Source organism: Sphingobacterium composti, assembly GCF_009829075.1.
GTDB classification, from domain to species: domain Bacteria; phylum Bacteroidota; class Bacteroidia; order Sphingobacteriales; family Sphingobacteriaceae; genus Sphingobacterium; species Sphingobacterium composti.
The window spans coordinates 51,682-66,549 of the sequence record NZ_WUQZ01000003.1; the positions used below are offsets into that span (position 1 = coordinate 51,682).

Here is a 14,868-nt window from a genome sequence, read left to right on the forward strand (position 1 = left end):
AAACAAAAAAACAATAAAATGAGTAATCCTACGGATTTCAATGAGGAATTGGATGGTTATAAAAAAATAGACCAGTATAATACAGAACAGGTTGATCGTATTGCCAATCATTATTCGGATATTTTGGATGCTTTGGGCGAAAACCCAAATCGCGAAGGTCTACTAAAAACGCCAGAGCGTGTGGCAAAAGCTTTACAATTCTTAACACATGGCTATGATATCAATGCTGCAGAGGTATTGCGTAGTGCGATGTTTGAAGAAGATTACAGCCAGATGGTTGTGGTCAAAGATATAGAAGTATATTCGATGTGTGAACACCATATGTTGCCATTTTTCGGTAAAGCCCATATTGCGTATATTCCAAATGGTCATATTGTAGGATTGAGTAAGATTCCACGTGTGGTAGATGCTTTTGCACGTCGTCTTCAGGTTCAAGAACGTTTGACAAACGAAATCAGAGACTGTATCCAAGAGACATTGAATCCAGCAGGTGTTGCTGTTGTCATTGAGTGTAAGCATATGTGTATGGCAATGCGAGGCGTTCAAAAACAAAATTCTGTTACCACCACTTCTGCATTCACGGGAGCATTCCAAAATGATGTTACACGATCAGAATTTTTACGTCTAATTACAGCGTCTTTAGACTAAGAATTTTATATAAAAGCATACTTTATAAACCTGCATAAATTAAAAATATGCAGGTTTTTTTGTTTCTCAATTAAACCTATACAAATTACAACGGTCTGTGATATAGCACAAATTTTAAATGATTTTTAAATAAGTTGATTAACTTTGCGCTTATGTTTCAAAACGAGGAGCGAGTAAATAGTTATTTAGAAGGCATTTGCGATGAGGAGAATGCATTACTCAGAAAGATAAACAGAGAGACATATTTGAGGGAGACAATGCCTCATATGATGTCTGGGCATTATCAAGGACGTGCATTGGCGATGATAAGTAAAATGATTTCTCCGAATCGTATATTAGAGATTGGAACATTTACGGGGTATGCTACGTTATGTCTTGCAGAAGGCTTGAGACAAGGAGGAGAGCTTCATACCATTGATGTGAACGAAGAACAGCAGGAGCGTGTTCAAGGATATTTTGATGAGTCTGCTTATGCAACACAAATAAAATATCATATTGCTGATGCTTTTGAGCTTATTCCGACGTTAGAGGGAGATTTTAACTTAGTATTTATCGACGCAGACAAGAAAAGAAATCTTGTTTATTATAATATGTTGGTTGATCGTGTGCCATCGGGAGGTGTATTGTTAATCGATAATGTGTTGTGGAAGGGAAAGGTGTTTGATGAGAAACCGGATAATCAAACAAAGCAAGTTTTAGAACTTAATAAAACATTGGCAGAGGATACACGTGTAGAGAAGTTGATTTTGCCAATTAGAGACGGGCTTTTTGTGCTTCGCAAAAAGTAATGGTTGAACTAAAAAAGAGATTATGCAAGAATCTTTAATTAGCAAAATGTTGCTAATGCTGGTTTTATGTTTGGTTGGTATAGCATCAACATTTGGACAACAAAAATTTAGTCCTTCAAGCTATATTAACGAACATAAGGACGTAGCCCAGCAACTTATGCGAGAGACAGGTGTCCCAGCATCTGTGATATTGGCAGTCGCTATTCACGAAAGCGCATATGGCAATAGCCGAATTGCCAAATACTTAAATAATCATTTTGGTATCAAAGGAAAAAACAATAGCAAAAAAATCAAATCAGCTTATAAAGGCTATCCGTCAGTCAAGGAATCATATGAAGATTTTGTGGGCTTATTGAAAAGACGAAAAGCTACTGTACATTTATTTGATAAATACTCTTATAAAGACTGCAATGCATGGGTAAATGGAATAGCTCGTTCCGGATATTCGCAGACAAAGTCTTGGAAAACACATGTTATCGGGATGATAAATAGATATAATTTAGATCAATACGATAAGCTTCAATAATCAATTTTAATCCTAAATAATTCGATGAAATTACTTGTTTATTTGCTTTTTGGCGTTATATTTTTGAATTCTTGTGCATCCCGTCGATCTTCGACAGGCGTGTTGAAGAGTCCATCATCTTCCTCACAGCAGACTTCTTCTCCTAAAGCAAATAATCCCTCACGTACACCGACTTCCACAAGCGGTATAAATTATATTAATCAATATAAGGATATAGCTATCGCGGAGATGGAGAAATACGGGATTCCTGCAAGTATTAAGTTGGCACAGGCAATCTTGGAGTCTGGTAATGGAAATTCTACTTTAGCAAGAGAAGCAAATAATCACTTTGGTATTAAATGTGGTGGAACATGGACGGGTAGAAGTGTGACCAAAGCGGATGATAATCCAAATGATTGTTTTCGTGTATACGATAACCCAGAACAATCTTTTCGCGATCACTCTCAATTTCTGTTGCGTAAGCGCTATGAGAAATTATTCTCATTGAATAAAAATGATTACAAAGGTTGGGCACGTGGGCTTAAAGAAGCAGGTTACGCTACAAATCCAAGATATCCGGAGTTGTTGATAGACCTAATTGAGCGCTATGAATTATATAAGTACGATTCGCCGGAGAGTAAATCGGAAAAAATAGTTCGCGAGGTAAAAGTTGAAACAACTATTGAACAGAGGGAAGAAAAAGGAGAAGTAGTACAGGCTGAGCAAATCAAATCACCTGTAAAGATGATTATTCATGAAGTGAAATCAGGAAATACATTGTATAGTATTTCGAAGCAATATAAAGTAACTGTTGATCAGATCAAACAATTGAATAATTTAATGACAGAAAATCTATCGCTGGGTCAGCTCCTTGTGATTAGTAAATAGTGAAAAGATGTTAATAAAGTGGTAATTTATTGGATAATAGTGTAGTTTTATCCTTGTGAAAATCAATATCTACCATATTCTATTTATATTGCTTTGCGGCTTCCCCTTTTCTTCTAATTGCCAAGAAAGTATTGGAGGAATGGTGCTAGACGCAGAGACAAGACAGCGTATTGGTAGAGTATTGATTGTGAACAAAACAACTGGAGAAAACATATATAATAACAGCAAAGGAGAATTTAACATACAACTTAAACCTGGCGATGTCATTATAGCGAATAAGGAAAACTATCATTCTGATACTCTTTCTTATGCAGGAGCAAAAGCTTTGGTAATAAGTTTGAAGAGAAAGACAATTGCGATAGCTCCAGTGACTGTGATGGGACGTGTATCTCCGGAAGAAATATTAGCACGAAGAAGAGAAGAATATAATAAGGCTTATAGGCTAGCAGACCCAGGTGATTTTGTTTCTGTAGGACAGAATGGAGCGGGGCTTAGCATTGATGCCGTTTATAATTATTTTAGTAGAGAGGGAAAAAATGCGCGTAGGCTCACAAAATATTTTCAAAAGGAATATGAAGATAATTATATTGATGTAGTCTTTAACAGAGAGTTAGTGCGTGGTGTAACGGGTTTGGAGGGTGAGCCCTTAGACAATTTTATGATTAGATATCGTCCTGAGTACAGTTTTGTGCTTACAGCAGATCGATATCAGTTAGTCAAATACATAAAAACTAAATACGAATATTTTAAACATATACCATATATTAAGCCATTACCAGATTTAAAAGAAATTGATTTAAATTTGGGAAATTAGACGATTATACTATGTTAAGAAATCTATCTATTGTCTTTATTCTGATGATGTCCTTGATCGGAGGTCAAATCTTTGCACAGGTAAATTTGAAGGATTTGCGTGAAAAACCAGATTCTAAAATTGTCAATGCTGACACCATAAAGGAAAATTCCATAACGCAAATTAATGTGCCAATTCCTAAATTGGGTTTAGAAGTGAATTATTGGAAACATTGGACAAAGTTTGGTCTAAATGCTAATCAAGCTTCTTTCAGTGATAACTGGAACTCTGGAGGAGTTAATTCTATGTCTTTAATGGGGCTATTTTGGCATAAAGCTGATTATACGAGAGATCGTCTAAATTTCGTTTCTGAACTTGATCTGAAATATGGTAAAATTAAAAACAAGGATCAGTTAGCAAAAAAGAATAATGATCGTATTTTTTGGGATAATAAATTGTCTTATCGATTTACCGATAAATGGGCTTTGTATTTTGCCATTACATTCGAATCTCAATTCGATGTAGGTTATTCATATAGAAGAAATTCTGAAGGGGAAGAGTATATTTATGAAACGACAAGTAGTTTTATGGCTCCTGCATATTTTACAGAATCATTTGGTTTGGAGTATAAGCCGGACAAAAGTTTTTCATTGCGTTTGGGTACCGGAACTGCACGTCAAACATTAGCATTGGGTGATAAAGCAAAACCTTTAACCGTCGAAGAATACATCGAAAGATATCCAGAGAATGATCCAATTAAATCTAATCAAGTAAAGTGGGGATTAAATGCGGGTGAAAATTTCCGTAATGACCTAGCTTTTCAGGTTACAGCAAATTTGGATCGTGATTTGTCTAAAAACTTAAATCTGAAGGCTAGGTATAATTTATTCGCTGATTATAAGAATTTGACCGATCCAGCAAATAGATTAGATTTGACACTTACTGCTAGGATTACTAGAGTTGTGAATGTTACTGGTTCAGGTATTTTAGTTTATGATAGCAATCAAAGTGGTAAAGTGCAATACAATCAAGGGCTTGCTCTAGGAATATTATTCTCATTACCTAGATAATTAATTTACAATAATGGAAAAGTGGGTAGGAGTATTGGTGTTAGGACTATTATGCGCATGTGCTAGTAATAAAGTTCGTACACAGCAACCTCTTGTATCCGCATCACAGCAGAAATCAGACTCTTTGACAGCTCTTATCAAGGAGGAATCGAAACTTCTACAAAAGGATACTGTATTGTTGGAGGTTGAGTCCGATACTATTTCTGAAGACAACGGGAATACAGTTTTTAGAGAACTTACTCCTGAAGAAAAATTAGCTGAGCAAAAACGTACAGGAATAAATAAATCAGCGAATTGGGCTAGTGCGATACATTACGATAATCGCAAGCCTAATTTTGTTATTATTCACCACACTTCGCAAAATAGCACAGCGCAGACTGTACGTACTTTTCAATTAGCACATACTAAGGTGAGCTCGCATTATGTCATAGGTCGTGATGGTCAGGTCATACAAATGCTAAATGATTATGATCGTGCCTGGCATGCCGGCAAAGGCAAATGGGGCTCTGTAACTGATATGAATTCTGCGTCTATTGGAATCGAGTTAGACAATAATGGGCGAGACCCATTCCCTGATACTCAAATTGACGCGTTGTTAGTTTTGCTTGATACTTTAAAGAATAAGTATCTTATTCCGCAACTAAATTTTATTGGACACGCTGATATTGCGCCTACACGTAAGGATGACCCGAATGTTAATTTTCCATGGAAAAGATTGGCTGAGCGAGGTTTTGGAATTTGGTATAATGAAGATTTTTTGGTTGAGCCACCTTATAATTTTAATCCAATCGATGCCCTTAAAATAATGGGCTATGATATGAGCAATCCCGAAGCAGCGATTCGAGCTTTCAAGCGTAAGTATATACGTACTGAAGTGAATGGTGTACTAACGGCTCGAGACAAGGCCGTTTTATATGATTTGTACAGGAAGTACTATTAGGATTCAGAAATTACGTGCTTTTCTTTCTTTGGCAACATAATTTCCAAAATATAGCCAATCAGAATCACCAATACGCACCCAATTAGATTGAGCCACAAGAAGGCAATAATATCTAAATACCAAATGTAAACTACGATAATTTCCGTGACTACCGCTGCCCAAAAAACGGCATTTCCGCGTATTTTCTTAAAATAAAAAGCCACTAAGAATATTCCAAGAATAGTTCCGTAAAATAGTGAGCCTAAGATATTAACTGCTTCCAATAAGTTGCCTAGCTTATTGGCGAATAGTGCAACAATAATAGCAAATATTCCCCAACCTAATGTCGAAATACGTGATGCATTTAAGTATGTTTTTTCGGAAGCATCTTGATTAATAAGCCGTTTGTAGATGTCTATAACTGTCGTAGATGCTAACGAATTAATGGCACTCGAGGTGGCTCCCATTGATGCTAGCATGATGATGGCAATGAGCAATCCGATTAATCCCTTCGGAAACACCGAGGTTACAAATGACAAAAAGATATAATTGTTATCATTGGTTTCAGCTTTGCTGTCATTGGTTTTGATCAAATCTACAGCGGATTTACGTAGCGCGATCGATTTTGCGTTTATTTCTTCTAGATTTTGTTTTGCTTGATTAAGATTTGCGTCATTTTCATTTACTCTCGCCTCATGCATGGCGTTGAGCATTTGTACACGTTGCTTTGTTAATTCATCTTGTTGTGATTGCAAATCTTTGTACGCATTTGCATGAATGCTATTTTCTAGTTTATGTGTTTCAGTAGGATTAAAAAACAATGGAGCTGTATTGTACTGGTAATACACAAAAACTAATACTCCAATAAGCAGAATACAAAATTGCATTGGGATTTTTAATAATCCATTCATCAACAGCCCCATTCTGCTTTCACGAACAGAAGAACCTGTGAGATAGCGTCCAACTTGACTTTGGTCCGTGCCAAAATATGAAAGCTGTAAGAAGAAGCCACCAATCAATCCCGTCCAAACCGTATATTGATTATTCCAGTCTAAGGTAAAATCGATAGCATTGGTTTTGTTGGATTCACCTGCGATATGTAATGCTTCTACAAATCCAATTTCTTGTGGTAGAAAATGAATAACCATCATTCCAGCGGCAAGTAGTCCTCCGAAAATTATTCCCATTTGTAATAACTGTGTGTACGAAACCGCTTTTGTACCACCATAGGTTGTATAAAGTACAACGACACCTCCAATCAAAAGGGTAGTATAAAATACGTCAACGTGTAAAACAGCAGATAAAATTATAGAAGGCGCAAAAATGGTGATTCCAGTAGAAATACCGCGTTGTATGAGGAACAAGAAAGCGGTAAGAGAGCGTGTTTTGATGTCAAATCGTTTTTCGAGGAATTCATAAGCGGTGAATACTTTAAGTTTATGAAATATAGGAACGAAAGTAATGCAGAGCACAATCATAGCTAGAGGCAGTCCAAAATAAAACTGGACAAAGCTCATTCCCGAAGTATATGCTAGCCCTGGAGCAGATAAGAAAGTAATCGCACTGGCTTGAGTCGCCATCACCGAAAGTCCTACATTATACCAAGGCAATTCGCGATTGCTGAGTAAAAAACCTTCGATATTATTAATATTCCTGCTTTTGTAGATTCCATACAGAACTATCAAAAGCAGGGTAGTAAAAAGTACTATCCAATCGATAATACTCATGAGAAATATTGTGTAAATAAATACATTCCTAATATGCACAGCACGAGCCAGACAACTACTATCCAGTAAAATTGTCTCCAACTACGCGCGAAAGGTGGCATATTGTTATCTGTCACTTTCTTTATGTGGTAAAATGATATTAATAAAGATTATAGCAACAATTAGTCCGCCTACTAAACCTCCAACAATGCTTAAAAATGAACCACATTTTGCAAAAGCGATTAATGCACCAAAGATAGTTCCGATTAATAAGATAAGACCTTTTACGTTCAAAGGCTGCTCATTTACTTGATTTTCCATGTTATTGTGATATTTACTTTTCGTTTGTTAACAAATTTACAAATAATCTATAAGCTCCGGGTACTCCTGCAGGCAATTGTCTGAAAAACGCTAAAGAAGTATAGACAAATTTTCCTTTGCCATATTTTGCAATTAGTAGCGAACCATTGTGTGGTTGTTCTTCCTTGTCATTTAGACGAAGTGGAGTTCTGTATTTGCTATCTATATTTTCTGCAAAATACAAACCACGCTCTTGTACCCAGCCTTCAAAATCTTTATTGCTGATTTTGTTAGGGAAGGTTAACGCGAGGTCTTTTTCATCAAAAGAGAATTGGGAATCTTCTTCTGTCACGCGGCTTCTGCCTAAGCTAAAATCATAAGGACCTAATTTGTCGGTCGTCAACCTACTGTTGACATTGTATTGTACTAACACAACACCACCATTTTGAGCGTAATCTAGCAGTTTCTGATGAATTGCTCCTCCATTCGGAACTACATTAAAATAACGAACACCAACTACTACGGCATCATACTGCTGAAGTGCTGCTGCAGTCAAGTCTTTATCGGATAGCTTAGTTACTTTAATGCCAATTTTTTCTAGCGATTCAGCAACTAAATCTCCTGCTCCCGCTAAATAGCCAACGGTCCTGACTTCATTTGTCAATTTCATATTCTGACAAGATATCTCTGTTGTCGGAAACCAAGTGATGGAAGGTACATGGTCGTATGAAAGTGTTTTCACATGTCGGAGTTTTTCACCGTTGTGGGTAAAGCTTAATATTGCTTTTTGGGTATTAGCTGAAGTCGGCTTTAATTTCAATGTTTTGGTAATTAAATTGCCTTCCGTAAAATTTAACACGAATTTGTTCTCTGAGATTTCCCATTCATCTAGCTTAGGGATAATAACTTCGAACTGATTTTTACTCTTATCGTGTCTTGTAAAAATCACTTCTATCGATTTCTCTTCTTGATTTTTGCTCAGAAGAATTGTAGAAGTAGTTTCTGCAGTCAATTCTGGTAAGATAACTAATGGATTATGTACTTCACCTTTTACAGGGTCAACAAAACGGTGTTTTATTTCTTGTGTTAGCGATATAGGTTCACCATTGATGTTGAACTTAAATGTCGCTTGAGGAAATTCGGGATTTGTTGGATAGCCTACTGTTTCGATTGGAATATTGAATTTTCCCAATGTGTTAGGTTCAGTAAGCCAATAGGGTTGGGTGGTTTTGTCCGATTTTGTATTGCCCGAACCTTTCCACAGGTTATTGGTTTGTAAGTTTTGTCCAACACTTTGATTATTTACACTAATCAATTCTACCTGAACTTCAGGATTGCGCACTATTGCTTCCGTTTGAAATAAAAATTCTTGATTTACGACTTGTTGACTTTGGTTTGTATAGGCATCAACCCAAAGTCCAACACAAGCTATGATTAAATCTTGAATCTCTTTTCTCTTTTGAGCTATCCAATATTCATGATTGGACGATTGAGGATTTTTGCTGTCTACTTTGTAAGTATCCAACACTTTTTTTAGTTGTATTAAATCGTTTACTGATTTTTGTGGCTGAGTAGCTTGAAATTCTGCATTAAGTTTTGTAATTAGTTTTTGAATGCTTTGCGTGTTGGGTAGTCTATTCCAAGAAGTATCAATCTCATCAAATAGTGTTTTTTCTGCTTTGGAACCCGCTACATGTTCAAAATATTCAGTACTCATACCGCGTGATGCTGCTGCACCAAAACCTTGAGTTTTATGTTGCGAACGACTTCTGGCGGCTATTTCACCATATGATTCGCCTAATAATGCATTATAATGTCCGATTTCAATCTTTAATTGGCTATCTGAAGTATTGTTTTGTCCACCAAAATTAGCGGTATTCCACATAAGCCTTTTCGCTTGCCAAGTGCTTACATATTTTAATTGTTCGGGAAATTTGGTTTTATCCGCTGCCGCAATAAAGGCTTCATGCGCTAAGATTGCTGAAGCTTGGTGATGGCCGTGCCCACCTCTTCTATCAGGAGGAAAGCGATTAATAATTACATCGGGTTGGAATTTGCGAATAATCCAAACCGCTTCGCGTAATGCTGTCTCGTGGTCCCAAAATTGAAAAGTTTCTTCATGTGTTTTGGAAAAACCAAAGTCGTAGGCTGAAGAAAAAAATTGTTCGCCTTTATCTAAAGCACGTGCAGCCAATAATTCTTGCGTACGTATTAATCCTAAATCAATTCCTAAATCAGTGCCTAATAAATTCTGACCGCCATCACCACGCGTCAGTGAAAGATAGGCCGTTCTATACTTTTTTTCTTGCGCAAGCCAAGCAATAAGACGTGTGTTTTCGTCATCGGGGTGTGCGGCAAAATATAAAACTGAACCTAGCGTGTTGAGTTTCTGTAAGCCAATTTGTATATCGCTTGCAGTTTTTGTTGCTATTTGGCTACGTCCAGACTGAGCAGATAGGAGCAGTAAAAATAATAAGGTAACGTATTTGAAATAATTTCGCATAGCTAAATATAATTGGTTTCGCTCATAAATAAGCTATTGAAACAGAATTGTTAAAATAAAAAAAAGAGTTGAAATATTATTTCAACTCTTTTTCAACAACAATTAAAAATCTTTTAGTCTTAAATAGTTTGCTGCAATAAATCTTTTGATGATTAAAAATGTCAGTAATTAAGGCTGATGTTACTAATCCGAGTTATTATAGCTCTAGTATAAAAGTAGTATAAAAGATTGAAATACTATGTATTTGGGTAAAAAAAAATTTCCACATTGATAAAGTTTTGCACATGACCAATCTGGAAATTTGTTTTAAGCTTGTTCTGACAGAAGTAAAAACTCTTTTTATTTATCAATAGAGCCTAAAACACGTTTCATAAACACGTTTAGCGCTTCTTTTTTCGGTGTTCCTTCTTTGATTAATTTATCAACTTCAATCGCACCGTACATATTTGAAATCAATTCACCTATTACATCAAGCTCTTCATCTTTCAGCGAAGGCACTTCCGTAAGGGCTTCTAAAGTTTCGATTGTTTCCAAGACGTAATCTGCATCGTTTTGTTCGATGAAATCCGTCAAGTGTTTAATTACTGGTAACTTCATTTAGTAAGTCGATTAATCCGTCGATTTTGTTTGTTTGTACTTGATTTACCAATTGGCCGTTTTTGAACGCAGCGAAAGTCGGTAAATTATTTACATTAGCTAACTTTCTAGATTCAGGGAATTTCTCCGCATCTACGATTACGAAATTAATGTTTTCGTTTTCTGAAGCCAACTTCTTAAATTTTGGTTTCATAATGCGGCAGTTTCCACACCATGAAGCTGAATATTGTACCATTACAATCTCATTGCTCGATACAACGTCTTGTAATGTGTCATTTTCTAATTCTTGTAACATAATAACTTTTTTTAAATAGAGGCGGAGAAATCCGCCTCATAATTATTACTAATTTCTTAGTTCATAGATAAATAAGAAGCTACGCCATCACGTGTTGCGTTCATTGCTTCTTTACCTTCTTCCCAGTTTGCTGGACAAACTTCACCATGTTTTTGAACATGTGTGTAAGCGTCTACCAAACGGATATATTCTTTAACGTTACGACCTAGAGGCATGTCATTTACTGATTCGTGGAATACTTTACCTGTCTCATCGATTAAGTAAGTAGCGCGGTAAGTAACAGCAGAACCTTCAGCGATGAAGCCGAACTCAGGGTGTTCAACTTCTTTCACATCTAAAATACCTAAGATGCTAGATAAGTTGCGGTTTGTATCAGCGATGATAGGGTATTCTACACCTTCGATACCACCGTTATCTTTTGGCGTGTTCAACCAAGCAAAGTGAACTTCATTTGAGTCACATGAAGCACCAATTACAATAGTATTACGTTTTTCGAATTCAGCTACTGCTTCTTGGAAAGCATGTAATTCTGTAGGGCAAACGAAAGTAAAGTCTTTCGGGTACCAGAATAATAAGATTTTTTTATTTTCTTTTTGTGCTTTTTCAAAAATGTTAAGTGAAATATAATCACCTAAATAATCAATAGCATCAACTGTAATGTTGGGGAAATTTTTACCTGTAAAACTCATAATAGTATCTTCTTTTAATGTGATGCAAAGGTAATGAATATCAATATATGAATGTATAATTATTGCTTATGTGACATTGATATACTCTATATTTATTGTGGTTAAATATTGTTATGTTTTATAGGTTAATTTTGCATATAAATTGCATTAAATAAAGTGATTTTTATATTTTTGGTAAGCATTTGTAATCGGTAATTCAGAATACACAATTTTTGGTAATTATGAGTGCAGCATAATTGGCAATAATAAATACATAGTTCATCTTTTGGAACATAGAGTTCCAAAAGAAAAAACAAGCTTTGTCATAGCAATAAGACAATGTAATTATGAACTATTATTTAAATAAACTTATGACCTATCATGAGGTTCACAAAATGTATCGAGAAGGTAATTCGATACGCAAAATTTCAGAACATTTAGGACTGAATTGGCGCACGGTAAAAAAGCTCTTATCCAAAGACGACCGAAGTTACCAAAAAGAACTAGAACAGCCTATTTCTAAGAAAAAACTTCTTGATCCCTTTCGAGATTTTGTACGGGAAAAATTGGAGCTCTACCATGATACTTCTGCCGCACAAATGTTTGATTGGCTTAAAGAACAACACCCTGACTTTCCCTCAGTTAGTGCCAAAGCAGTTTTCAACTTTGTACAAGGCATTCGGGCGGAATTCAATATTCCTAAAGTGAGCTCTGCTCGTGATTTTCAGATGGTTGAAGAGCTTCCTTACGGTAGTCAAGCTCAGGTAGACTTTGGTTTTTATAATATGACCACCACAACAAATAAGCAAAAGAGAGTACAATTCTTTACTTTCATTCTATCGCGCAGCCGTTATAAGTTCATTTTGTTTAGTGATATTCCTTTTACCACGGCAATGGTTATTGATGCACATGAACAAGCTTTTCAGTTTATTGCTGGTCTGCCTGAAGAAATCGTTTATGATCAGGACAGATTGTTTATCGTTTCTGAAAACCTAGGTGACATAGTACTCACTTCCGAGTTTTCGAATTATGTGCGAGAGCGTGGAATTAAACTTCATTTTTGTCGAAAATCCGATCCCCAAAGCAAGGGTAAAGTAGAAAACGTAGTTAAATATGTAAAGCAGAACTTTCTATATAATAGGCCATATCGTGATCTTGAAACGCTTAATAATGAATGTATAGCCTGGCTGCACCGTACGGCCAACAATCTGCCCCATGGTACAACCAAACTTATTCCACTAGAAGAACTTGCTAAAGAGCAGATGTTTTTAGAACAGTATCACCGAGTGCTTCCCAAGCCACCGCAAAAACAGATTTATGCTGTTCATAAAGATAATAAGGTGTCTTATAAGGGTAATTTCTATAGTGTTCCAATTAGCACATATAACGCTGGTATTTACTAAAGTCCACCTTAGCGAGCAGCATGGCAAATTACACATTACAGAGCTCTCAGGAAAAGAAATCTGCGTACATGAAGTTTCAGCTTTAAAAGGGAAAAAGATCATTCTGCGTACTCATGGCCGTAATATGGAGCCAAAGGTAACAGAACTGATTTATCAAACAGCTTCTTTATTCGAAAATATAGAAAAAGCTCAGCAATGGTTAATTGCGATAAAACTCCATAAAAAAAGATATATACGTGATCAGATACAAATGATTGAGCGTGTCATAGAAAACAATAATGCATTTGATATATCACGTGCATTAGATTACGTTCATGCTAATAATATACTAAGCGCAACGGACTTTAAAGCTTATCTAGATTATATCCGCTCAGAAAAAAACCATAAACCGGAACTGGAAACCAAAATTATCAGGCTCAACCCACTTTCCGCAAGCAATAACACTCAAATGGAACTCGAACCTCAGAAAAGTGATTTAACTGATTATGAATTGCTTTTTGGTAACAACTAATAATATCCCTGTCGGTAATACGGCAGGGAAAAACTTATCACTCTACTAAAACAATAACAATGGAAAATCAAAAACAACTGGTAAAACAACTTTGTTCAGACTTCAGAATCTCAGCGGTTGCTACAAATTTGGATCAAATAATAGCTACAGCTGAAAGTGAAGATATTGGCTATTTAGAGCTCCTAACAAGATTGTTGAAAGCAGAGCAGCAACATCGCCAACAAAGAGATGAAGTTAGACGTATGAAATCTGCTTCACTTCCCCGTAATAACGATTTATCAAACTATGATGCTAAACGTAATGGACTTACTGATAAAAGACTAGCCACACTTAGAGAGCTTAACTGGATAGATCAACTCTTTAACTTAGTTCTTATGGGACCAAGTGGTACAGGAAAAACAATGCTAGCGGCAGGGTTAGCTAAGGATGCTGTAAAGGCCGGGTATCATGTATACTTTAAAACTATGGAAGAAATAGTCTCTACCTTAAAAACTAAGGACTTCGTACGTTCGCAAACAGCAGAATACAAAAAGATGGTACGAGCTAACCTAATCATTATTGATGATGTTATGCTTTTCCCTTTAGAAAAAAATGTAGCAGTTGGCTTCTTTAATTTTATTAATCAAATATATGAATCAACATCTATTATCGTAACCACTAATAAGAAACCAACTGAATGGGCTAAAATGCTCGAAGATGAGGTGATTGCAACGGCACTCTTAGATAGAATTTTGTTTCGGTGCGAAGTCATAAATCTAACAGGAGAAAGCTATAGATTACAGAATAGAAAATCATTCTTGGACAAATAAATTTTATAGCATACTTTTGAAATGGATTGTGTATTTATTATTGCCAAATATGTTGCACTCATAATTACCAATTTTGCTGCATTCTTATTTTCCATTTACAGCATTCTGATTGGCCCCGTAGTTCAACGGATAGAATAGATGTTTCCTAAACATTTGATAGCAGTTCGATTCTGCTCGGGGCTACAACTTTCAATGAAAAATGCCGAAATCTTTAAGACTTCGGCATTTTTGAAAACTTCTCATACAAGATCCCATACATTTCGTCGATTTTCTAACTTAAATATTTATATAGCTTCGAAAATTTTGGGCTTTTTTTCAATATAAAAGATTCTCAAAACTTTTTACAGGACATTATTTAACAATAAACATTTTTTCCAACATTTCCTTAATTGAGGGAAATATTTTTTCATAATTCTCTCTGTCAGCAAAATTGAATTTAATTGGCAATAATCTATAAAAAATAGC

General features: G+C 35.8%; 16 protein-coding genes and 1 tRNA gene. 11 read left to right on the plus strand and 6 right to left on the minus strand.

What is annotated here, in order from left to right; genetic code table 11:
- The first annotated feature begins 18 nt into the window (after positions 1-18).
- From folE to GOQ17_RS02875, 7 genes are all read left to right on the plus strand, one after another.
- Positions 19-648, plus strand: coding sequence for a GTP cyclohydrolase I FolE (gene folE, locus GOQ17_RS02845; RefSeq protein WP_159634520.1), 630 nt, complete (start codon positions 19-21; stop codon positions 646-648).
- 152 nt (positions 649-800) lie between these two features.
- Entirely contained in the window at positions 801-1,436 is a 636-nt protein-coding gene (locus GOQ17_RS02850; RefSeq protein ID WP_159634523.1) for an O-methyltransferase, read from the plus strand.
- Between the two features lie 22 nt (positions 1,437-1,458).
- Complete coding sequence (locus GOQ17_RS02855; RefSeq protein WP_159634526.1) at positions 1,459-1,962, plus strand: glucosaminidase domain-containing protein; 504 nt, start codon at positions 1,459-1,461, stop codon at positions 1,960-1,962.
- A 24-nt stretch (positions 1,963-1,986) separates the two neighbouring features.
- The gene (locus GOQ17_RS02860) at positions 1,987-2,829 is read left to right on the plus strand and encodes a glucosaminidase domain-containing protein (protein ID WP_159634529.1); all 843 of its coding nucleotides are present in this window, start codon (positions 1,987-1,989) and stop codon (positions 2,827-2,829) included.
- A gap of 55 nt (positions 2,830-2,884) precedes the next feature.
- Positions 2,885-3,643, plus strand: a complete 759-nt coding sequence (locus tag GOQ17_RS02865; RefSeq protein WP_159634532.1) for a hypothetical protein — start codon at positions 2,885-2,887, stop codon at positions 3,641-3,643.
- Positions 3,644-3,654: 11 nt separating this feature from the next.
- Complete coding sequence (locus GOQ17_RS02870; RefSeq protein WP_159634535.1) at positions 3,655-4,692, plus strand: DUF3078 domain-containing protein; 1,038 nt, start codon at positions 3,655-3,657, stop codon at positions 4,690-4,692.
- Between the two features lie 13 nt (positions 4,693-4,705).
- On the plus strand, positions 4,706-5,632 hold the full coding sequence (locus GOQ17_RS02875) for an N-acetylmuramoyl-L-alanine amidase (protein ID WP_159634538.1): 927 nt from the start codon (positions 4,706-4,708) through the stop codon (positions 5,630-5,632).
- Here the strand turns inward: GOQ17_RS02875 and GOQ17_RS02880 are convergent.
- The 6 genes from GOQ17_RS02880 to GOQ17_RS02905 form a co-directional block, all read right to left on the minus strand.
- On the minus strand, positions 5,629-7,338 hold the full coding sequence (locus tag GOQ17_RS02880; RefSeq protein WP_159634541.1) for a sodium:solute symporter family protein: 1,710 nt from the start codon (positions 7,336-7,338) through the stop codon (positions 5,629-5,631). The genes GOQ17_RS02875 and GOQ17_RS02880 overlap by 4 nt on opposite strands.
- 105 nt (positions 7,339-7,443) lie before the next feature.
- Positions 7,444-7,638, minus strand: coding sequence for a hypothetical protein (locus GOQ17_RS02885; protein WP_159634543.1), 195 nt, complete (start codon positions 7,636-7,638; stop codon positions 7,444-7,446).
- Positions 7,639-7,651: 13 nt separating this feature from the next.
- Positions 7,652-10,120 carry a PIG-L family deacetylase gene (locus GOQ17_RS02890; RefSeq protein ID WP_159634546.1) on the minus strand — a complete coding sequence of 823 codons (2,469 nt, stop codon included), beginning with the start codon at positions 10,118-10,120 and terminating at the stop codon, positions 7,652-7,654.
- 339 nt (positions 10,121-10,459) lie between these two features.
- A complete protein-coding gene (locus GOQ17_RS02895) occupies positions 10,460-10,717 on the minus strand; it encodes a DUF6952 family protein (protein ID WP_159634549.1) in 258 nt (85 codons plus the stop codon).
- Entirely contained in the window at positions 10,698-11,012 is a 315-nt protein-coding gene (locus tag GOQ17_RS02900) for a thioredoxin family protein (RefSeq protein WP_159634552.1), read from the minus strand. Before GOQ17_RS02900 ends, GOQ17_RS02895 begins: the two co-directional genes overlap by 20 nt.
- A 56-nt stretch (positions 11,013-11,068) precedes the next feature.
- Positions 11,069-11,701: a peroxiredoxin gene (locus GOQ17_RS02905; protein ID WP_159634555.1), complete on the minus strand. Its 633-nt coding sequence runs from the start codon at positions 11,699-11,701 to the stop codon at positions 11,069-11,071.
- A gap of 326 nt (positions 11,702-12,027) precedes the next feature.
- On the opposite strand from GOQ17_RS02905, the gene istA reads away from it, so the two are divergent.
- The 4 genes from istA to GOQ17_RS02925 all read left to right on the plus strand — a co-directional run bounded on the left by istA (position 12,028) and on the right by GOQ17_RS02925 (position 14,586).
- On the plus strand, positions 12,028-13,083 hold the full coding sequence (gene istA, locus GOQ17_RS02910) for an IS21 family transposase (RefSeq protein ID WP_159634558.1): 1,056 nt from the start codon (positions 12,028-12,030) through the stop codon (positions 13,081-13,083).
- A complete protein-coding gene (locus tag GOQ17_RS02915; RefSeq protein WP_159634561.1) occupies positions 13,046-13,594 on the plus strand; it encodes a hypothetical protein in 549 nt (182 codons plus the stop codon). Before istA ends, GOQ17_RS02915 begins: the two co-directional genes overlap by 38 nt.
- A 59-nt stretch (positions 13,595-13,653) precedes the next feature.
- Positions 13,654-14,403, plus strand: coding sequence for an IS21-like element helper ATPase IstB (gene istB, locus GOQ17_RS02920; protein ID WP_159634564.1), 750 nt, complete (start codon positions 13,654-13,656; stop codon positions 14,401-14,403).
- 111 nt (positions 14,404-14,514) lie between these two features.
- Positions 14,515-14,586 (plus strand) — tRNA-Arg (locus GOQ17_RS02925).
- Positions 14,587-14,868 lie beyond the last annotated feature (282 nt).

Coding starts and splice junctions, on each gene's coding strand:
- folE (WP_159634520.1), top strand. CDS start 19: ATGAGTAATCCTACGGATTTCAATGAGGAATTGGATGGTTATAAAAAA.
- GOQ17_RS02850 (WP_159634523.1), top strand. CDS start 801: ATGTTTCAAAACGAGGAGCGAGTAAATAGTTATTTAGAAGGCATTTGC.
- GOQ17_RS02855 (WP_159634526.1), top strand. CDS start 1,459: ATGCAAGAATCTTTAATTAGCAAAATGTTGCTAATGCTGGTTTTATGT.
- GOQ17_RS02860 (WP_159634529.1), top strand. CDS start 1,987: ATGAAATTACTTGTTTATTTGCTTTTTGGCGTTATATTTTTGAATTCT.
- GOQ17_RS02870 (WP_159634535.1), top strand. CDS start 3,655: ATGTTAAGAAATCTATCTATTGTCTTTATTCTGATGATGTCCTTGATC.
- GOQ17_RS02875 (WP_159634538.1), top strand. CDS start 4,706: ATGGAAAAGTGGGTAGGAGTATTGGTGTTAGGACTATTATGCGCATGT.
- GOQ17_RS02880 (WP_159634541.1), bottom strand. CDS start 7,338: ATGAGTATTATCGATTGGATAGTACTTTTTACTACCCTGCTTTTGATA.
- GOQ17_RS02885 (WP_159634543.1), bottom strand. CDS start 7,638: ATGGAAAATCAAGTAAATGAGCAGCCTTTGAACGTAAAAGGTCTTATC.
- GOQ17_RS02890 (WP_159634546.1), bottom strand. CDS start 10,120: ATGCGAAATTATTTCAAATACGTTACCTTATTATTTTTACTGCTCCTA.
- GOQ17_RS02895 (WP_159634549.1), bottom strand. CDS start 10,717: ATGAAGTTACCAGTAATTAAACACTTGACGGATTTCATCGAACAAAAC.
- GOQ17_RS02900 (WP_159634552.1), bottom strand. CDS start 11,012: ATGTTACAAGAATTAGAAAATGACACATTACAAGACGTTGTATCGAGC.
- GOQ17_RS02905 (WP_159634555.1), bottom strand. CDS start 11,701: ATGAGTTTTACAGGTAAAAATTTCCCCAACATTACAGTTGATGCTATT.
- istA (WP_159634558.1), top strand. CDS start 12,028: ATGAACTATTATTTAAATAAACTTATGACCTATCATGAGGTTCACAAA.
- istB (WP_159634564.1), top strand. CDS start 13,654: ATGGAAAATCAAAAACAACTGGTAAAACAACTTTGTTCAGACTTCAGA.